Below are 15,706 nucleotides of genomic sequence, written 5' to 3'. Positions count from 1 at the left end.
GTGCGGGGTCCGGGGGGAGGGATTAGGGTCGAGATCGTGGGCGTGCGGACATGGATCGAGGGCTGGCCGGTCTACCGGCAGCTGACCGGGACCGACCCGCTGGGCCGCGGCGCCGCCGCCCAGTCGGAGCGGTCGAAGACACTCGCGGCCCGCACCGAGACCGCCGACCGCGTGGCCCGGAGCGTGTGCCCCTACTGCGCCGTCGGGTGCGGGCAGCGGATCTTCGTGAAGGACGAGAAGATCGTCCAGATCGAGGGCGACCCGGACAGCCCGATCTCCCGCGGGCGGCTCTGTCCCAAGGGCTCGGCCAGCCTCAGCCTGGTCACCAGCGAGCGCCGGCAGCAGCACGTGCTCTACCGGCGGCCGTACGGGACGGAATGGGAACGTCTCGACCTCGAGACGGCGATGGACATGATCGCCGACCGGGTCCTCGCCGCGCGCGAGCAGACCTGGGAGGACCGGGACGCCGACGGCCGGCCGCTGAACCGCACGCTGGGCATCTCGAGCCTGGGCGGGGCGACGCTCGACAACGAAGAGAACTACCTGATCAAGAAGCTGTTCACGGCGATCGGCGCGATACAGATCGAGAACCAGGCCCGTATTTGACACTCCGCCACCGTTCCCGGTCTGGGAACCTCCTTCGGCCGTGGCGGGGCCACCAGCTTCCTCCAGGATCTGGCCAACGCCGACTGCATCATCATCCAGGGCTCGAACATGGCGGAAGCGCACCCGGTGGGCTTCCAGTGGGCGGTCGAGGCCAAGAACCGCGGCGCCAAGATCATCCACGTCGACCCGCGGTTCACCCGGACCAGCGCGCTCGCGCACACCTACGTGCCGGTGCGGGCCGGGGCCGACATCGCGTTCCTGGGCGGGGTGATCAACTACATCCTGGAGAACGAGAAGGACTTCCGGGAGTACGTGCTCGCGTACACCAACGCGTCCGTGATCGTCAGCGAGGACTTCCGCGACACCGAGGACCTGGACGGGCTGTTCTCCGGCTTCAACCCGGAGACGAACACGTACGACCAGTCGACCTGGGCCTACGACGGGCACGAGGAGCACGTCGGCGACCACGGCGACTCGCACGTCGGCCGGGAGACCGGCGCCGGCCTGCAGCAGGAGTCGCACGGCCCGCCGATCCCGGGCGACGTGCCACGGGACCCGACCCTGCAGGATCCGCGCTGTGTCTACCAGATCCTCAAACGGCACTACAGCCGGTACACGCCCGAGGTCGTCGAGCGGCTCTGCGGCGTACCCCCGGAGAAGTTCCTCGAAGTTTGTGAGGCCTGGACCAGCAACTCGGGCCGGGAGCGCACGACCGCGCTGGTCTATTCCGTGGGCTGGACGCAGCACAGCGTGGGCGTGCAGTACATCCGCACCGGCGCGATCATCCAGCTGCTGCTGGGCAACATGGGCCGGCCCGGCGGCGGGGTGCTCGCCCTGCGCGGGCACGCCAGCATCCAGGGCTCGACCGACATCCCGACGCTGTTCAACCTGCTGCCCGGCTACCTGCCGATGCCGCACCACGAGCAGCACGAGACGTTCTCCAAGTGGATCGACGCGATCCGCCACCCGGGGCAGAAGGGCTTCTGGGCGAACGCGGAGTCGTACGCGGTGAGCCTGCTGAAGTCCTACTTCGGCGACGCGGCGACGGCCGGCAACGACTGGGGCTACGACTGGCTGCCCCGGCTGACCGGCGACCACGGCACGTACCGGCAGGCGCTCGACATGATCGACGGGAAGATCAAGGGGTACTTCCTGCTCGGCCAGAACCCGGCGGTCGGCTCGGCGCACGGCCGCGCCCAGCGGCTGGGCATGGCCAACCTGGACTGGCTCGTGGTCCGCGACCTCTACATGATCGAGAGCGCCACGTTCTGGAAGAACGGCCCCGAGCGGGAGACCGGCGAGATCGTCCCCGAGAGCTGCAAGACCGAGGTGTTCTTCATGCCCGCGGCCTCGCACGCCGAGAAGGAGGGCACGTTCACCCAGACCCAGCGCCTGCTGCAGTGGCGGGAGAAGGCGGTCGATCCGCCCGGCGACGCCCGCAGCGACCTGTGGTTCTTCTACCACCTCGGCAAGCGCATCCGGGCCAAGCTGGCCGGGTCGACGCTGCCGCGCGACCAGGGCATCAAAAACCTGACCTGGGAGTACGGCGATGACGAGCCGTCCGGCGAGGCGGTGCTCAAGGAGATCAACGGGTACGACCTCACGTCCGGCAAGCCGCTGTCCTCCTTCACCGAGATGAAGGCGGACGGGTCGACCAGCGGGGGCTGCTGGATCTACACCGGCGTCTTCAAGGACGGCGTGAACCAGGCCAACCGGCGCAAGCCCGGCCGCGAGCAGAGCTGGGTCGCGCCCGAGTGGGGCTGGGCGTGGCCGGCCAACCGCCGCACGCTCTACAACCGGGCCTCGGCCGACCCCGACGGCAACCCGTGGTCGGAGCGGAAGAAGTACGTGTGGTGGGACCCGGAGAAGGGGGAGTGGACCGGCGAGGACGTGCCCGACTTCGAGAAGACGAAGCCGCCGTCCTACCGTCCCGATCCGGACGCGACCGGGGTGGCCGCGATCTCCGGCGACGACGCGTTCATCATGCAGGGCGACGGGAAGGGCTGGCTCTACGCGCCGACCGGGCTGATCGACGGGCCGATGCCGACGCACTACGAGCCGGCCGAGTCCCGGGTGCGCAACCCGCTCTACGGCCAGCAGGCGAACCCGACCCGGAAGATCTACGACCGGGAGGACAACCCGACCAACCCGAGCCCGCCGGAACAGCACAGCGAGGTCTTCCCGTATGTCTTCAGCACCAGCCGCCTCACCGAGCACCACACCGCCGGTGGCATGAGCCGGCAGCTCGCGTACCTCTCGGAGCTGCAGCCGGAGATGTTCGTCGAGGTCTCCCCCGAGCTGGCGTCCGAGCGCGGCCTCGAGCACCTGGGCTGGGCGCACATCGTCACCGGGCGCGCCGCGATCGAGGCCAGGGTTCTGGTCACCGACCGGCTGACCCCGCTGCGCATCGACGGCCGCACGATCCACCAGATCTGGCTGCCGTATCACTGGGGATCGGAGGGCCTGGTCACCGGCGACTCGGCCAACGACCTGATCGGCATCACGCTCGACCCGAACGTGCTGATCCAGGAGAGCAAGGTCGGCACCTGCGACATCCAGCCCGGCCGGCGGCCGATCGGCAAGGCCCTGCTGGCGTACGTCGCGGATTACCGCCGCCGGGCCGGGCTGGTGCCGGGGCACCACACGCCGGTCGTGACCACTCCGCTTCCGGATACCGGGGACGAGGCCGATGAGTAACAGCCTGTACGGGCCACTGGACCCGGCGCCGGACGCCGGCTACACCGACGCGCCGCCGCGGATGGGGTTCTTCACCGACACCTCGGTGTGCATCGGCTGCAAGGCGTGCGAGGTGGCCTGCAAGACGTGGAACGCGGTGCCCGACGACGGCTTCAACCTGCTGGGCCAGTCCTACGACAACACCGGCGGGCTGACCGCGAACTCGTGGCGGCACGTGGCCTTCATCGAGCAGCCCCGGTCCGAGCGCAGCGGGTCGGCGACCGGTGTGCCGGGCGCCTTCGCCGGGGTGCCGGCCGGACCGCCGGCGAGCGCGCGGTCCGCGGTGACGGCGGCGACGGTGGGTCAGGAGACGGGGACCGAGCCCGGCCTGCCGCCGGCGGTGGACGCGCTGGCCGCGGCCGGCACGATCGGCGACCGGACCGAGTTCCTCGGGATGCCGGGCAGCGACCTCCCGGGCCGCACGAGCGACGCCCCGCGCGAGGATTTCCGCTGGCTGATGATGTCCAACGTGTGCAAGCACTGCACGCACGCGGCCTGCCTCGACGTCTGCCCGACCGGGGCGCTGTTCCGCACCGAGTTCGGCACGGTGGTGGTGCAGCCGGACATCTGCAACGGCTGCGGCTACTGCGTGCCCGCCTGCCCGTACGGGGTGATCGACCGCCGGGAGGACGACGGGCGGGCCTGGAAGTGCACGCTCTGCTACGACCGGATCGGCGACGGGCTGATGCCGGCCTGCGCCCAGGCCTGTCCCACCGAGTCGATCCAGTTCGGCGAGCTGGACGAGCTGCGCTCGCGGGCGGCCGAGCGGGTGGCCAAGCTGCACGGGGAGGGCGTCGAATCGGCTCGGCTCTACGGGCACGACGAGGAGGACGGCGTCGGCGGCGACGGCGCGTTCTTCCTGCTGCTCGACGAGCCCGAGGTGTACGGCCTGCCGCCGGACCCGGTGGTGACCACGAGAGACCTGCCGGACATGTGGAAGCGGGCCGGCGTCGCGGCGCTGACCATGGCGGCCGCCGTCGTCGTCTCGTTCCTCGGAGGACGCTCATGAGCCGCAATGCCTCTACCGGCGCCCGGTCCTCCGGACGGCGCGGAGAGTTCGCAAGAGGCGACCGGCCCATGGTCCCGAAGGCCGACTTCCGCTCGTACTACGGCCGGCCGATCGTGCGGCCGGCGCCGTGGACGCACGACGTCGCCGCCTACCTGTTCACCGGCGGGCTCGCGGCCGGGTCGGCGCTGCTCGCGGCCGGCGGCCAGGCCACCGGCCGCCCTCGCACCCGGCGGGCCGGGCGGGTGGCGGCGCTGGGCGCGCTCGGCGCCAGCACCTACTTCCTGGTCGCCGACCTGGGCCGTCCCGAGCGCTTCCACCACATGCTGCGGGTGGCCAAGCCGACCTCGCCGATGTCGATGGGCACCTGGATCCTGAGCGCGTTCGGCGCCGCCGCCGGCACGGCCGCGCTCGCCGAGGCGGCGCCGCTGGTGCCGACCCGGCTGGCCCGGCGGGTGCTGCCGCCGGTGGGCGCGGTCGCCGGCCTGGGCGCGGCGGCGGTCGCGCCGGCCCTGGCGACCTACACGGCCGTGCTGCTCGCCGACACGGCCACACCGAGCTGGCACGCCGCGTACCCGGAACTGCCCTTCGTCTTCGCCGGAAGCGCCCTGGCCAGCGGGGCCGGGGTCGGGTTGATCGCCGATCCGGCGCCGCCCACCCGGCGGATGGCCGTGCTCGGCGCGGCCCTCGAGCTGTGGGGCGCCCACCGGATCGAGACCACGAAGGGCATTCTCAGCGAGCCGTACGCGACCGGCCGCCCCGGCCGCCTGCTGCGAGCCGGCCGGGCGCTGACCGCCGCGGGCGTGGCCGGCGCCGTGCTCGGCCGGCGCAGCCGCGTGGTCTCGGCCCTCTCCGGCCTGTCCCTGCTGACCGCGTCGGCGCTGACCCGGTTCGGCATCTTCGACGGCGGCATGGCCTCGGCGAAGGATCCGAAGTACACCGTCGTGCCGCAGCGGGAGAGGCTGTCGGTCAAGGAGTCCTGAACCGCTCGGCCTCCGCCGTCTCGCGGGCGTGATAACGGTCCCACCACTGCGGGTCGTCGCTGGGCAGGTTGCTGCCGTCCGGGCGTACGCCCGCGGATTTGTCGATGAGCTCGCGCACGATGTCGGCGTGGCCCGCGTGGCGGTGGGTCTCCGCCGTCATGTGCACGAGGATGCGATGCAGGGTGACCTCGTTGCCCGGCCCCCACCACGGCACATGGCCGACGGCGTCGAGCGGCAGCGCATCGATCGTCGCGTCCGAATGCCGCCAGACCCGCCGGTAGAGGGCCTCGATGTCGTCCTTCGACTCGTCGGCGGTGGCCCACATGTCGGCGTTCGGCTCCGCGTCGTCCTCGATCCAGGGCAGCGGCTCCGGGAACGGCCGGCCGAAGGTCACGCCGAAGTAGCCGGCCTCCACGCTCGCCACGTGCTTGACCACGCCGAGCAGATTGGTGCCGGTCGGTGTCAGCGGGCGGCGGGCGTCGTACTCGCCGAGGCCCTCGAGCTTCCACAGCAGGGCCTGGCGCCCCTGGTCGAGATAGCGGCGGAGGGCGTCCTTGGCGTCCGGATCAGTCATTCCTGGGAGGATAGTTCGAAGGTCAGCAGTGTCTCGGTGAACTCGGCCGAAGGCGCGTCCGGATCCTCGGCCACCAGCCGCTCGATGCTGCGCAGGCCGGCGTCGGCCTCCTCGGCGCTGAGGCGGCCGAAGAACGAGAAGGTGCGCAGCCGCAGCCGTTCGAGCATCTCGGCCCGGGTGCCGACGGACGGCTCGGTGACGGTGCCGAAGTGCGCGACCCGCCAGCCCACGCCGGCGCCCGTGAAGGTCGCGATCACCTCGTGCAGCGGCTCGAAGATGGCCGCGTCCACCTCGTACCCGCCCGGGAAATGCGCCAGCCACCACGGCCGCGGGTGATGGTCGCGGAAGTTCGCCCGCAGCAGGAGCCGCCCACCCGGCCGCACCACCCGCGCCAGCTCGCGTGCCGCCGTCGGCTTGTCCGTGACGTGATGCCAGGAGAGGAACATCAGCGCATAGTCGGCGCTGTCATCCGGGAGCGGCAGATCCTCGGCCGAGCCGGCCCGGTAGCGCACGTGCGGGTGCCGCGCCCCGGCCTCGGCGACCGCTCGCATGCGCTCGGCCGGCTCGACCCCGGTGACCGGCCCGAAGGCGTCGGCCAGCGCCGGCGTGAACCGCCCGGTCCCGGAGCCGACGTCGACCCCGGCGAGCGGCCGCTTCTCCGGCAGCACCGCGGCGAAGGCGTCCAGCCAGACCCGCAGTTGCCCGGCGCTGAGCGCCCGGCCGCGCGCGTAGTCCCGGTACTGCTCGGTGTTGTAGTCGATCAGTCGCACGGCGGCCTCTCCGATATATCGATCCGATACATCGGGATATTACGTTGTCGGCCATCACGGCCGCACCGCGCTATGGTGTCCTCGTGCCTGAATCTCGCACGGTAACGGTGCCGGTCGTCGTCGAGCGCGACGAGGACGGCGTTTGGTGCGCCCATGCGCAATTGCGCCCCGGCCTAGGAGCGCACGGCGAGGGTGACACGGAGGAGGCGGCGCTTCAGGACCTGCGCGAGGCGCTGACCGGCCTCATCGAGGAGTTCGGCGTGCCGCGCGAGCTTTCCATCACCGTCGCGGCCTGATGCCGCCGATCCCGTCCGTCCCCGGCGCCCGCATCGTCCGCGCGCTCGAGCGGCACGGCTTCAAGGTGGCGAGGGTTGCCGGCAGCCACCACATCATGCGTCACCCGGATGGACGTGGCACCACCGTTCCCGTGCACGGCAACCGCGACGTCGCCAAGGGCATCCTCGGCGACGTCGGCATGACGATCGAGCAACTCGCCCCCTGAGAGCTGCGCGCTCGGCCATCAAAGGCGGCGGATAGCCTCGGGCTCATGTCCCCCGCGCGCGGTGGTTTCCGCACCCGGCTGCTGGTCGTGGCGGCCTTCTTCGTGGTCATCGGGTGCACCATCGGGGTCGGCAGCCTGACCATGCTCGTGCCGGACTGGCGGGCCGCGCACGGAGGTGGGCGGACGGGGACTTTCACGCTGACCGAGCCGATGTCGTGTGATCGGTGGCCGCCGCCGCGGCAGCGCTGCGGGTGGTTCGGGGACTTCGTGAGCGACGACGGCACGGTCGTGCGGCGGGACATGGAGCTGGCCGGCGGGCTGCCCGCCGGGGCGAGCGCCGGCGACACCGTCGGCGCTCGTGACACGGGCAGCCCGACCGCGATCTATCTGCTCACCGACCGGTCGACCTGGAAGAGCTCGGCCGGGTTCGCCGCCCTCGGGCTGGGCGCCGGCCTGGCCGGTCTGCTCGCGCTCGAGCCCTGGTCGTGGCGGCGCCGATGGCGGGCGCGGCACGGCTAGCCGGCCGCAGCGGTTAGCCGGCCGCAGCGGTTAGCCGGCCGCAGCGGCCTCCTCCGACGGTTCCGCATCCTCCTCCTGGACGGGCGACGACGCGTACAGCTCGACCTCCCAGTGCTCGCTCAGCGTCTCGTCCTCCGGGTCGTCCGCCTCCAGGTAGCTGCGGACGCGGACGCCCAGGCCGAGGCGGCTCGCCGCGCGCAGGTGCTCGGTCACGTCGTCGATGCTGGTCAGGTAGTGCGTGGCAATGAGGTCGGTCTCGTAGACATCGGTCACGCGCACCAGAGTAGGAGGCGCTCCGGTCAGCAGTTGGTGGCGGACCCCGTCCTGCCCCACGTGCAGGTGTCGATCGTGGTGGCCTTGGTGTTCTTCAGGGTGGCCGTGTCGCCGTCGTTGTTCCAGATGTAGTTGCCGGAACCCCAGTGCTTGTTGGTCGCGGTGTCGGAGCCCTTTCCGGTGTGGACGTAGACCGACGCCTTGGCGGCCAGCGCGGTGCTTTTGAAGGTGTAAACGTGGTTCGCTTTGTCGCGTACGGTCCACCCGGCCAGTTGAATCGCCGCCGAGGTGTTGTTCGTCAGTTTGAAGTATTCGGCGTTCAGGCTCGCGTTGCTGCGATCGTCGGTGCCGGGGGAGTTGTAGTAGACGCGGGTGAACGTCAAGGGCGGAGTTGCCGCCTCGGCCGTCGCCGCGATACCGACTCCGGCCGTCGTGGCCGTGACGATCGCGAGGCCGAGAAGGACACGTTTCCCATTCATGGCGACCCTCCGTGGTCTTTCCGATGTGCTCGACCACTCAACGGCACGGCCGCGTTCACCGACGTCCGCCGATCGTCCCGTTTCGATCACCGTCCAGCCAGCGGTAGATGTCGTCGTAGACGGCCGGCCCGGGCAGGTGGCCACCCTCGTAGACGTGGCCCTCGGCGCCGGGGATGTGGGTCAGCGGCCACTCCGCGTGGTCGGCGGGGACGTTCGGGTCGGCGGTCCCGCGCCAGATGGCGGTGGGCACGGCGATCGACGCCGGGTCGAAGCCCCACGGCCGGGCGAAGGCCAGGCTGTCGTCGACCCAGCCGTCCATGCCGTCGACGAAGGTGGCCCGGATGCGCGCCATCGCGTCGGGGTCGTCGCGGGCGGGCGGTCCGGGCTCGGCCGGGAACTCGGGGCCGCCGGCGTCGATCGCGGCGAGGATGGTTTCGGCCCGGTCGGCGAGGCGGGCGCGCAGCTCAGCCTCGCCCGGCGCGGACCGGGCCGGCGCGGACAAAGCCGGCGGGGAGGCCGGCGTGGAGGAAGCCGGCGGGGAGGCCGGCGCGGACAAATCCGGCGGAGAGGCCGGGGTGGAGGAAGCCGGCGCGGAGGAGGCCGGTGCCGGCGGGGCCGGGTCGGCGGGTTTGATGCCGGAGACGACGGCGCAGCGGGTGACGCGCTCCGGGAGCAGGGCGGCGCAGGCGAGGGCGTGCGGCCCGCCGCTGGACCCCCCGAGGACGGCGAAGCGGGCCCACCCGTGCGCGTCGGCCAGGGCCTCCGCGTCGGCGGCGGCATCGGCCACCGTACGGCCGGGTTGGCGGCTCGACCCACCGTAGCCGGGGCGGTCATAGATCAGCAGCCGTACCGGACCCCGCTCCATCCCCGCGATCTGCACCGGTCGCTTCCACCGGCTGCTGGGCGAGCCGCCGTGCATGATCACCGGAGCGCCATCGGCCGGGCCGTGCAGGCAGTACCGCAGGATGCGGCCGTCGGGCAAAGTCAGCTCGGAGTCCGGGGGAAGCGACATGCCTCGATCCAAGCATTCGCCGGCGAGGCCCGGAATAATGCGTTGCCGCCGAATGGCCGCAAACCTTAACGTCATGGGCGTCGAAAGCTTCACGGATGGCCGTTTTCCATTCGGCGGCCAGATCCGGCGCGTGCCCTCACGCCGCGCCGAAGCCGGCCGGCGGGTGCTACCCCCGCCGGCCGTGACAAACGTAGCGGCGCCCGTCCGCGGAAATGGATTCGCGGGCGGCGGCCGGCGCCGATAGGTTTCGACGGTGATCTATCAGAATCCGCTGCATTATCTGCTCGGCCTGGAGGGCCTCGCCCTCCTGCGGGCGTACGGGGGAGACTACGACCAGCGGTTCGCGGAGGAGCGCGTGGCCGAGATCCGCCGCCTGCTGGCCGAGCCGGGGCTGGCCGGCGACGGGGTCAGCGTGGGCACGGTCGACACCAAGGCCGGCTACCGGATCTGGTCGCGCACCTACGACCGGCCCGGCAACGGCCTGTTCCCGATCGAGGAGCCGTTCGTCCACGAGATCGTCGACGCGATCCCGCCCGGCGTCGCGCTCGACGCCGCCTGCGGCACCGGCCGGCACACCGCCTACCTGGCCGGCCGCGGCCACCGGGTGATCGGCGTCGACAGCTCGCCGGACATGCTGGCCCACGCCCGCGAGCGCGTGCCCGGCGCCGAGTTCCACGAGGCCCCGCTCGACGCGCTGCCGCTGCCCGACGAGCATGTGGACCTGGCCGTCTGCGCGCTCGCCCTGGCCCACCTGCCCGACCTGCGGCCGGCCTTCGCCGAGCTGGCCCGGGTGCTGCGGCCCGGCGGCAGCCTGGTGGTCACCGACATCCACCACGAGATCGTGCTGCTCGGGTCGGTGCCGCACGTGCGCACCGACGCCGGCGAGCCGCGGCTCATCCCGTCCTACCGCCATCGAGCGAGCGACTACCTGGGCGCCGCGCTGCCGGCCGGCCTCGAGCTGCGCCGCCTGGAGGAGCCCCGGAACGACACCGCCGCCGACATCCGGGCGCCGATGGCCGCGGCGGTCGAGGCGGGCGAGTGGGACATGTGGCCGTGGACGCTGATGGGCCAGGCGCCGGCCGCGCGCGGCGGCGCCTTCGACGGCACACCCGGCGCCGTCCTCTGGCACTTCCGGAAACTACCCTGAGCGGCATGCCCGAGCTCGTCTTCGAACAGGTCCGCCCGGGCGGCCGCAGCACCGCCCGCGTTGCTGCCCGGCGACGCCAGCCCCTTCGTGGACCTGCGCCTGACCGGCGGATAGCCTCGTGATCGTGACGAAGCGGGTGGTCGGCCCCGGCGGCGGGTGCGTCTGAGGATGGCGACGTTGGACGATCCCCGCCGGCGGGTGCCGCGTACCGACGTGGTCCTCGCCGACCCCCGTCTGGCCGAGGCGGCCGGACGGCTGGGCCGCGCCGCGGTGAAGGCCGCGGTGACCGCCGCCCAGCAGCGCGCCCGGGCCGGCGAGCTGGCACCCGAGGCAGTGGCCGACGCGGCGGTGGCGGCGCTCCCGGCGACGGCCGGCGGCCTGCGCCCGGTGCTCAACGCGACCGGCGTGGTGCTGCACACCAATCTCGGCCGGGCCGCGCTGTCGGAGGCGGCGCGCGACGCGATCCAGGCGGCGGCCGGCCACACCGACGTCGAGCTCGACCTCGTGACCGGGCGCCGGGCCCGGCGCGGCCGGACGGCGCTGCGGGCGCTGCGGGACGCGGTGCCCGAGGCCGGCGACGTGCACGTGGTGAACAACGGGGCGGCCGCCCTGGTGCTGGCGGCGACGGCGCTGGCGGCGGGCCGGGAGATCATCGTCAGCCGGGGCGAGATGGTGGAGATCGGCGACGGCTTCCGGCTGCCCGAGCTGCTCGAGTCGACCGGGGCGCGGCTGCGCGAGGTCGGCACCACGAACCGGACGACGGCCGCCGACTACCGCGCCGCCATCGACCCCGGCGTCTCCGGATTCATCCTCAAGGTGCATCCGTCCAACTTCGTGGTCCGGGGGTTCACCGGCGAGGCGACGGTCGAGGAGCTCGCCCCGCTCGGCCTGCCCGTGGTCGCCGACATCGGCTCGGGACTCCTGCGCCCGGATCCGCTGCTGCCCGCCGAGCCGACCGCGGCCGCGTCGCTGCGCGCCGGCGCGAGCCTGGTCACGGCCAGCGGCGACAAACTGCTCGGCGGCCCCCAGGCGGGACTCGTCCTCGGCGACGCCGGCCTGGTCGAACGCCTCCGCCGTCATCCGCTGGCCCGGGCGTTGCGGGTCGACAAGCTCACCCTCGCCGCGCTGCAGGCCACGCTCACCGGCCCCGAGACGCCAACCTGGCGGGCGCTGCGCATGGATCCGGACGAGCTGCGGTTCCGTACGGAGAAGGCGCGCGACCGTCTGGCGGAGGCGGGCGTCGAGGTCACGCTCATCGAGTCGGAGGCGGTCGTCGGTGGCGGCGGGGCGCCCGAGGTCCGGCTCCCGTCGTGGTCACTCGCGCTTCCGCGGCCGTACGCCGAAGGTCTCCGCACTGCCCCGCAGCCGGTGGTGGGTCGCGTGGAGCGGGGCCGCCTGCTGCTGGATCTGCGCTGTGTCCCACCCGCGGCCGACGACCAGGTGATCGCCGCTGTCCTCGCCGCCGCGGCCCGTCTCCCCCTTCGGCGCAGACTCTAGGCGGGGGCGGACAGACGATGCATGTACTGGCCACCGCGGGCCACGTCGACCACGGGAAGTCGACGCTGGTGCGGGCGCTCACCGGCATGGAGCCCGACCGGTGGGCCGAGGAGCGCCGCCGGGGGATGACCATCGACCTCGGCTTCGCGTGGACGACCCTGCCGTCCGGGGCGACGGTGGCGTTCGTGGACGTGCCCGGGCACGAGCGCTTCGTGCCCAACATGCTGGCCGGCGTCGGCCCGGTGCCGGCCGCGCTGATCGTGGTGGCCGCCGACGAGGGGTGGATGCCGCAGTCGGCCGAGCACGTGGCCGCCCTCGACGCGCTCGGCGTACGGCACGGGCTGCTCGTGGTGACCCGGTCCGACCTGGCCGATCCGGCGGCCGCCACCGGCCGGGCGCGGCAGGAGATCGCGGCGACCGGCCTGGGTGTGGTGGACACGGTGGCGGTGAGCGGCCGCACCGGCGCGGGCCTCGACCAGCTGCGGGAGGCGATCGACCGGCTCGTCGCGAGCCTTCCGGCGCCCGCGGTGGACGCGCCGGTGCGGCTGTGGATCGACCGGGCCTTCACGATCAAGGGCGCCGGCACGGTGGTGACCGGGACGCTGGGCGCGGGGCGGATCCGGGTGGGCGACGAGCTCCAGCTCGGTGACGACCTGGTTCGCGTACGCGGTCTCCAGTCCCTCGGCGACACCGCCGACCGGGTCACGGCCGTCGCCCGGGTCGCCGTCAACCTGCGCGGCGTCGACCGGGACCGGGCCGGCCGCGGCGACGCCCTGCTGACACCGGGCCGGTTCCGCAACGCCGGCCTGATCGACGTCCGGGTGCACGGCGACCCGGCGGCCGGCCTGCCCGCCAGGCTGACCCTGCACCTGGGCTCGGCCGCGGTTCCGGTCCGGGTGCGCCCGCTCGGCCCGGACACCGCCCGCCTGCGCCTGGGCCGCCCGCTGCCGCTGCGCGTCGGCGACCGGGCCCTGCTGCGCGACCCCGGCCGGCACCACGTGGCCGGCGGCGTCACCGTGCTCGACGTGCAGCCGCCCGGCCTGACCCGCCGGGGCGCCGCCGCCGCCCGCGCCGCCGAGCTGGCCACCCTGACCGGCGAGCCCGACCTGCGCGGCGAGCTCGGCCGGCGCCTCCTGGTCCACGGCCGCGACCTGACCGCGATGGGCGTGCCGCTCGACGGCGACCCGGTGGCCGGCGAGTGGTACGCCGACCCCGCCCACTGGTCCGCCCTCGGCCGCCGCCTGGCCGAGGAGGTGGAACGCCACCGCGCCGCCCACCCGCTGGAGCCGGGCGCCCCGATCGAAGCCCTGCGGCACCGTCTCGGCCTGCCCGACCGGGCCCTGGTCGAGGCGCTGGTCCGCGGCCAGCCGGCGCTCACCGTCCGCGCGGGTCGCGTCTCGGCCGGCCTCCCGGGTGTGCCCGCCGAGCTGGTGGCGGCCGTGGACAAGGCGTTCGCGGACCGGGAGCCGTTCGCCGCGCCGGAGACCTACGACCTCGCCGGCCACGGTCTCGGCCCGAAACAGCTCGCCGCCGCCGTCCGGGCCGGCCTGCTCATCCAGGTCGCGCCGAACGTGGTGCTCCGCCCGTCCGCCCCCGAGCAGGCCGCCCGCCGGCTGGCCGCCCTGCCCCAGCCCTTCACCCTCAGCCAGGCCCGCCAGGCGCTGGGCACGACCCGGCGCGTCGCCGTCCCGCTGCTGGAGCTGCTCGACCGCCGCGGCCTGACCCGCCGCCTCCCGGACGACCGCCGGACCACCGCCGGTACGTCCGCCTGAGAACCGGCGGGGGCGACCGACTGTAGGTGATCTGTTCTCCTCGCCGCCGCCCGCCGCCCGCCGCACCGGCACCATCGCCGACGTCGAGCATGTCGTCGTCCTGATCCAGGAGAACCGGTCGTTCGACCACTACTTCGGGGCCTTGCGCGGGGTGCGCGGCTTCGGCGACCGGACCGCGGCCCGGTTGCCCGGCGGCGAGCCGGTGTGGAACCAGGACGGGGTGCTGCCGTTCCGGCCCGACATCGACGACCTCGGGCTGGCCTTCCTGCAGGACCTGCCGCACGGCTGGAACGACGGGCACGACGCGTTCCACGGCGGCCGCTACGACCGCTGGGTGCCGGCCAAGTCGGCGACCACGATGGCGTACCTGACCCGGGAGGACATCCCGTTCCACTACGCGTTGGCCGACGCGTTCACGATCTGCGACGCGTACCACTGCTCGCTGATGGGTCCCACCGACCCGAACCGGTATTACCTGTGGACCGGGTACACGGGCAACGACGGCAAGGGCGGCGGCCCGGTCGTCACCAACGACGAGCTGGGGTACGGCTGGACGACCTACCCGGAGCCGTGCATCGGCAATTACGGCGACAACTCGCTGCTGTACTTCGACGCCTACCGCAACGCCGCGCCCGGCTCGCCGCTGTACGAGAAGGCCCGCACCGGCACGCGTGTGAAGGACGGCGACGACATGTTCGCGCCGCTGCGCAACGACGTGGTGAACGGCAAGCTGCCGCAGGTCTCCTGGATCGTCGCGCCCGAGGCCTACACCGAGCACCCGAACTGGCCCGCCAACTACGGCGCCTGGTACATCGCCAACGTCGCTTCCGGACACCAGCGCGTACGCCCCGGCCGACCGCCGGCGCCACCCCGACTACGTGCCGACGCCGCCCGCCACGCCCTCCCTGCCCCGGCCCGAGCACGGCGTCCGCCCCGCGCGGCCGACCGGCTACGACCTGTCCGCCTCGGCGCGCTTCGGCTCGTCGCTGGAGATCACCTCCGCCAGCCGCGGCCCCGCCGCCGCGGTCTTCTACGTCACCGAGGCGGGCGGCGCGCCGCAGACGTTCACGGCCGCGGCACACACCCACCTCTCCGGCACGTGGGCGGCCGACGCCGACGTCACGGCGCACGGCCCGGACGGCTTCCTGCGTCGCTTCCGCGGCGCCGGCGTCGACGCGACCGTCCGCCAGGGCCGCCTGACCTTGGCCAACCCGTCGCGCGGGCGGCCCGGGTGATCCTCACCGACGCCTATTGCGGGGAGCGGTCGGTGATCCGGCTCAACCCCGGCCAGAGCCAGACGCGCCACCTGCCGATGAGCCAGGGCTGGTACGACGTCACCACCACCAGCGACGTCGACCCCCGATATCTGCGCCGGCTCGCCGGGAAAGCCGTGGCCGGCGTCAGCCAGCCCGGACCGAGCGGACCCCCGCCACCACTTCGACCTCGAGCCGCGCGCCGGGCAGAAACAGCCTGCTGACCTGCACCGTCGTGCTGGCGGGCGGCGGGCTGGCGGCAAACAGGCGGCGCCGGACCGCGCCGTACGCCGGCAGATCGTCCAGGTCCGTCATGAACGTGCGGATGTGCAGCACGTCGCCGAGTGTCGCGCCGTGTGCGGCCAGCACGTTCGCGACGATCTCGAAGATCCGGCCGGCCTGGGCGCCCGCGTCGTCGGGTGCCACGACGCGGCCCTCGTCGTCCACGGCTACCTGGCCGGCGAGCATGAGCAGCGCGCCGCCACCGAGGTCGACCCGGGCCACGTGGGCGAACCGGTCCCCGAACGGTGCGGCGACGCCCGGCGGATTGTCCAATCTCATCTCCATGCCGGTCACG

At 73.4% G+C, this 15,706-nt stretch carries 16 protein-coding genes and 1 pseudogene; 11 read left to right on the top strand and 6 right to left on the bottom strand.

What is annotated here, in order from left to right:
• The first annotated feature begins 36 nt into the window (after nt 1–36).
• The 3 genes from fdh (at nt 37) to nrfD (ending at nt 5,331) form a co-directional block, all read left to right on the top strand.
• A complete protein-coding gene (gene fdh, locus ACQP2F_RS29385) occupies nt 37–3,303 on the top strand; it encodes a formate dehydrogenase (RefSeq protein WP_433292952.1) in 3,267 nt (1,088 codons plus the stop codon).
• Complete coding sequence (locus ACQP2F_RS29380) at nt 3,296–4,351, top strand: 4Fe-4S dicluster domain-containing protein (RefSeq protein WP_433292950.1); 1,056 nt, start codon at nt 3,296–3,298, stop codon at nt 4,349–4,351. The genes fdh and ACQP2F_RS29380 overlap by 8 nt, the downstream gene beginning before the upstream one ends.
• Nucleotides 4,352–4,419: 68 nt before the next feature.
• On the top strand, nt 4,420–5,331 hold the full coding sequence (gene nrfD / locus ACQP2F_RS29375) for an NrfD/PsrC family molybdoenzyme membrane anchor subunit (protein ID WP_433292948.1): 912 nt from the start codon (nt 4,420–4,422) through the stop codon (nt 5,329–5,331).
• Here nrfD and ACQP2F_RS29370 read toward each other — a convergent pair.
• Nucleotides 5,318–5,905: a DinB family protein gene (locus ACQP2F_RS29370; RefSeq protein ID WP_433292946.1), complete on the bottom strand. Its 588-nt coding sequence runs from the start codon at nt 5,903–5,905 to the stop codon at nt 5,318–5,320. The two genes, nrfD and ACQP2F_RS29370, sit on opposite strands and share 14 nt — an antisense overlap.
• Nucleotides 5,902–6,675: a class I SAM-dependent methyltransferase gene (locus tag ACQP2F_RS29365; protein ID WP_433292944.1), complete on the bottom strand. Its 774-nt coding sequence runs from the start codon at nt 6,673–6,675 to the stop codon at nt 5,902–5,904. Before ACQP2F_RS29365 ends, ACQP2F_RS29370 begins: the two co-directional genes overlap by 4 nt.
• A 44-nt stretch (nt 6,676–6,719) precedes the next feature.
• Between ACQP2F_RS29365 and ACQP2F_RS29360 the strand changes: the two genes are divergently transcribed.
• The 3 genes from ACQP2F_RS29360 to ACQP2F_RS29350 are packed head-to-tail and all read left to right on the top strand — an operon-like array spanning nt 6,720 to nt 7,696.
• Nucleotides 6,720–6,971 (top strand): type II toxin-antitoxin system HicB family antitoxin, encoded by a 252-nt coding sequence (locus tag ACQP2F_RS29360; RefSeq protein WP_433292942.1) that lies wholly within the window; start codon nt 6,720–6,722, stop codon nt 6,969–6,971.
• The gene (locus ACQP2F_RS29355; protein WP_433292940.1) at nt 6,971–7,177 is read left to right on the top strand and encodes a type II toxin-antitoxin system HicA family toxin; all 207 of its coding nucleotides are present in this window, start codon (nt 6,971–6,973) and stop codon (nt 7,175–7,177) included. Before ACQP2F_RS29360 ends, ACQP2F_RS29355 begins: the two co-directional genes overlap by 1 nt.
• 45 nt (nt 7,178–7,222) lie before the next feature.
• A complete protein-coding gene (locus tag ACQP2F_RS29350; protein ID WP_433292938.1) occupies nt 7,223–7,696 on the top strand; it encodes a hypothetical protein in 474 nt (157 codons plus the stop codon).
• Between the two features lie 30 nt (nt 7,697–7,726).
• Here the strand turns inward: ACQP2F_RS29350 and ACQP2F_RS29345 are convergent, their stop codons facing one another.
• The 3 genes from ACQP2F_RS29345 to ACQP2F_RS29335 are packed head-to-tail and all read right to left on the bottom strand — an operon-like array spanning nt 7,727 to nt 9,460.
• On the bottom strand, nt 7,727–7,969 hold the full coding sequence (locus ACQP2F_RS29345; RefSeq protein ID WP_433292936.1) for a hypothetical protein: 243 nt from the start codon (nt 7,967–7,969) through the stop codon (nt 7,727–7,729).
• 26 nt (nt 7,970–7,995) lie between these two features.
• Nucleotides 7,996–8,448: a lamin tail domain-containing protein gene (locus ACQP2F_RS29340; RefSeq protein ID WP_433292934.1), complete on the bottom strand. Its 453-nt coding sequence runs from the start codon at nt 8,446–8,448 to the stop codon at nt 7,996–7,998.
• Nucleotides 8,449–8,503: 55 nt separating this feature from the next.
• Entirely contained in the window at nt 8,504–9,460 is a 957-nt protein-coding gene (locus ACQP2F_RS29335; protein WP_433292932.1) for an alpha/beta fold hydrolase, read from the bottom strand.
• Nucleotides 9,461–9,713: 253 nt separating this feature from the next.
• On the opposite strand from ACQP2F_RS29335, the gene ACQP2F_RS29330 reads away from it, so the two are divergent.
• The 5 genes and pseudogenes from ACQP2F_RS29330 (at nt 9,714) to ACQP2F_RS29310 (ending at nt 15,111) form a co-directional block, all read left to right on the top strand.
• The gene (locus tag ACQP2F_RS29330) at nt 9,714–10,607 is read left to right on the top strand and encodes a methyltransferase domain-containing protein (protein WP_433292930.1); all 894 of its coding nucleotides are present in this window, start codon (nt 9,714–9,716) and stop codon (nt 10,605–10,607) included.
• Between the two features lie 177 nt (nt 10,608–10,784).
• On the top strand, nt 10,785–12,104 hold the full coding sequence (gene selA, locus ACQP2F_RS29325; RefSeq protein WP_433292928.1) for an L-seryl-tRNA(Sec) selenium transferase: 1,320 nt from the start codon (nt 10,785–10,787) through the stop codon (nt 12,102–12,104).
• Between the two features lie 17 nt (nt 12,105–12,121).
• A complete protein-coding gene (selB, locus tag ACQP2F_RS29320) occupies nt 12,122–13,876 on the top strand; it encodes a selenocysteine-specific translation elongation factor (protein ID WP_433292926.1) in 1,755 nt (584 codons plus the stop codon).
• Between the two features lie 142 nt (nt 13,877–14,018).
• Nucleotides 14,019–14,645: pseudogene (locus ACQP2F_RS29315) on the top strand (alkaline phosphatase family protein); the annotation flags it as partial.
• A 109-nt stretch (nt 14,646–14,754) separates the two neighbouring features.
• Complete coding sequence (locus ACQP2F_RS29310; protein ID WP_433307652.1) at nt 14,755–15,111, top strand: phospholipase domain-containing protein; 357 nt, start codon at nt 14,755–14,757, stop codon at nt 15,109–15,111.
• Nucleotides 15,112–15,276: 165 nt separating this feature from the next.
• On the opposite strand, the gene ACQP2F_RS29305 is transcribed toward ACQP2F_RS29310, so the two are convergent.
• Nucleotides 15,277–15,696 carry a RidA family protein gene (locus ACQP2F_RS29305; protein WP_433292924.1) on the bottom strand — a complete coding sequence of 140 codons (420 nt, stop codon included), beginning with the start codon at nt 15,694–15,696 and terminating at the stop codon, nt 15,277–15,279.
• Nucleotides 15,697–15,706 lie beyond the last annotated feature (10 nt).

It is taken from the genome of Actinoplanes sp. CA-030573, assembly GCF_050951115.1.
GTDB lineage: Bacteria > Actinomycetota > Actinomycetes > Mycobacteriales > Micromonosporaceae > Actinoplanes.
Note: the sequence above shows the minus strand (reverse complement) of the source record. Positions and strands in the feature narration are given on the sequence as shown.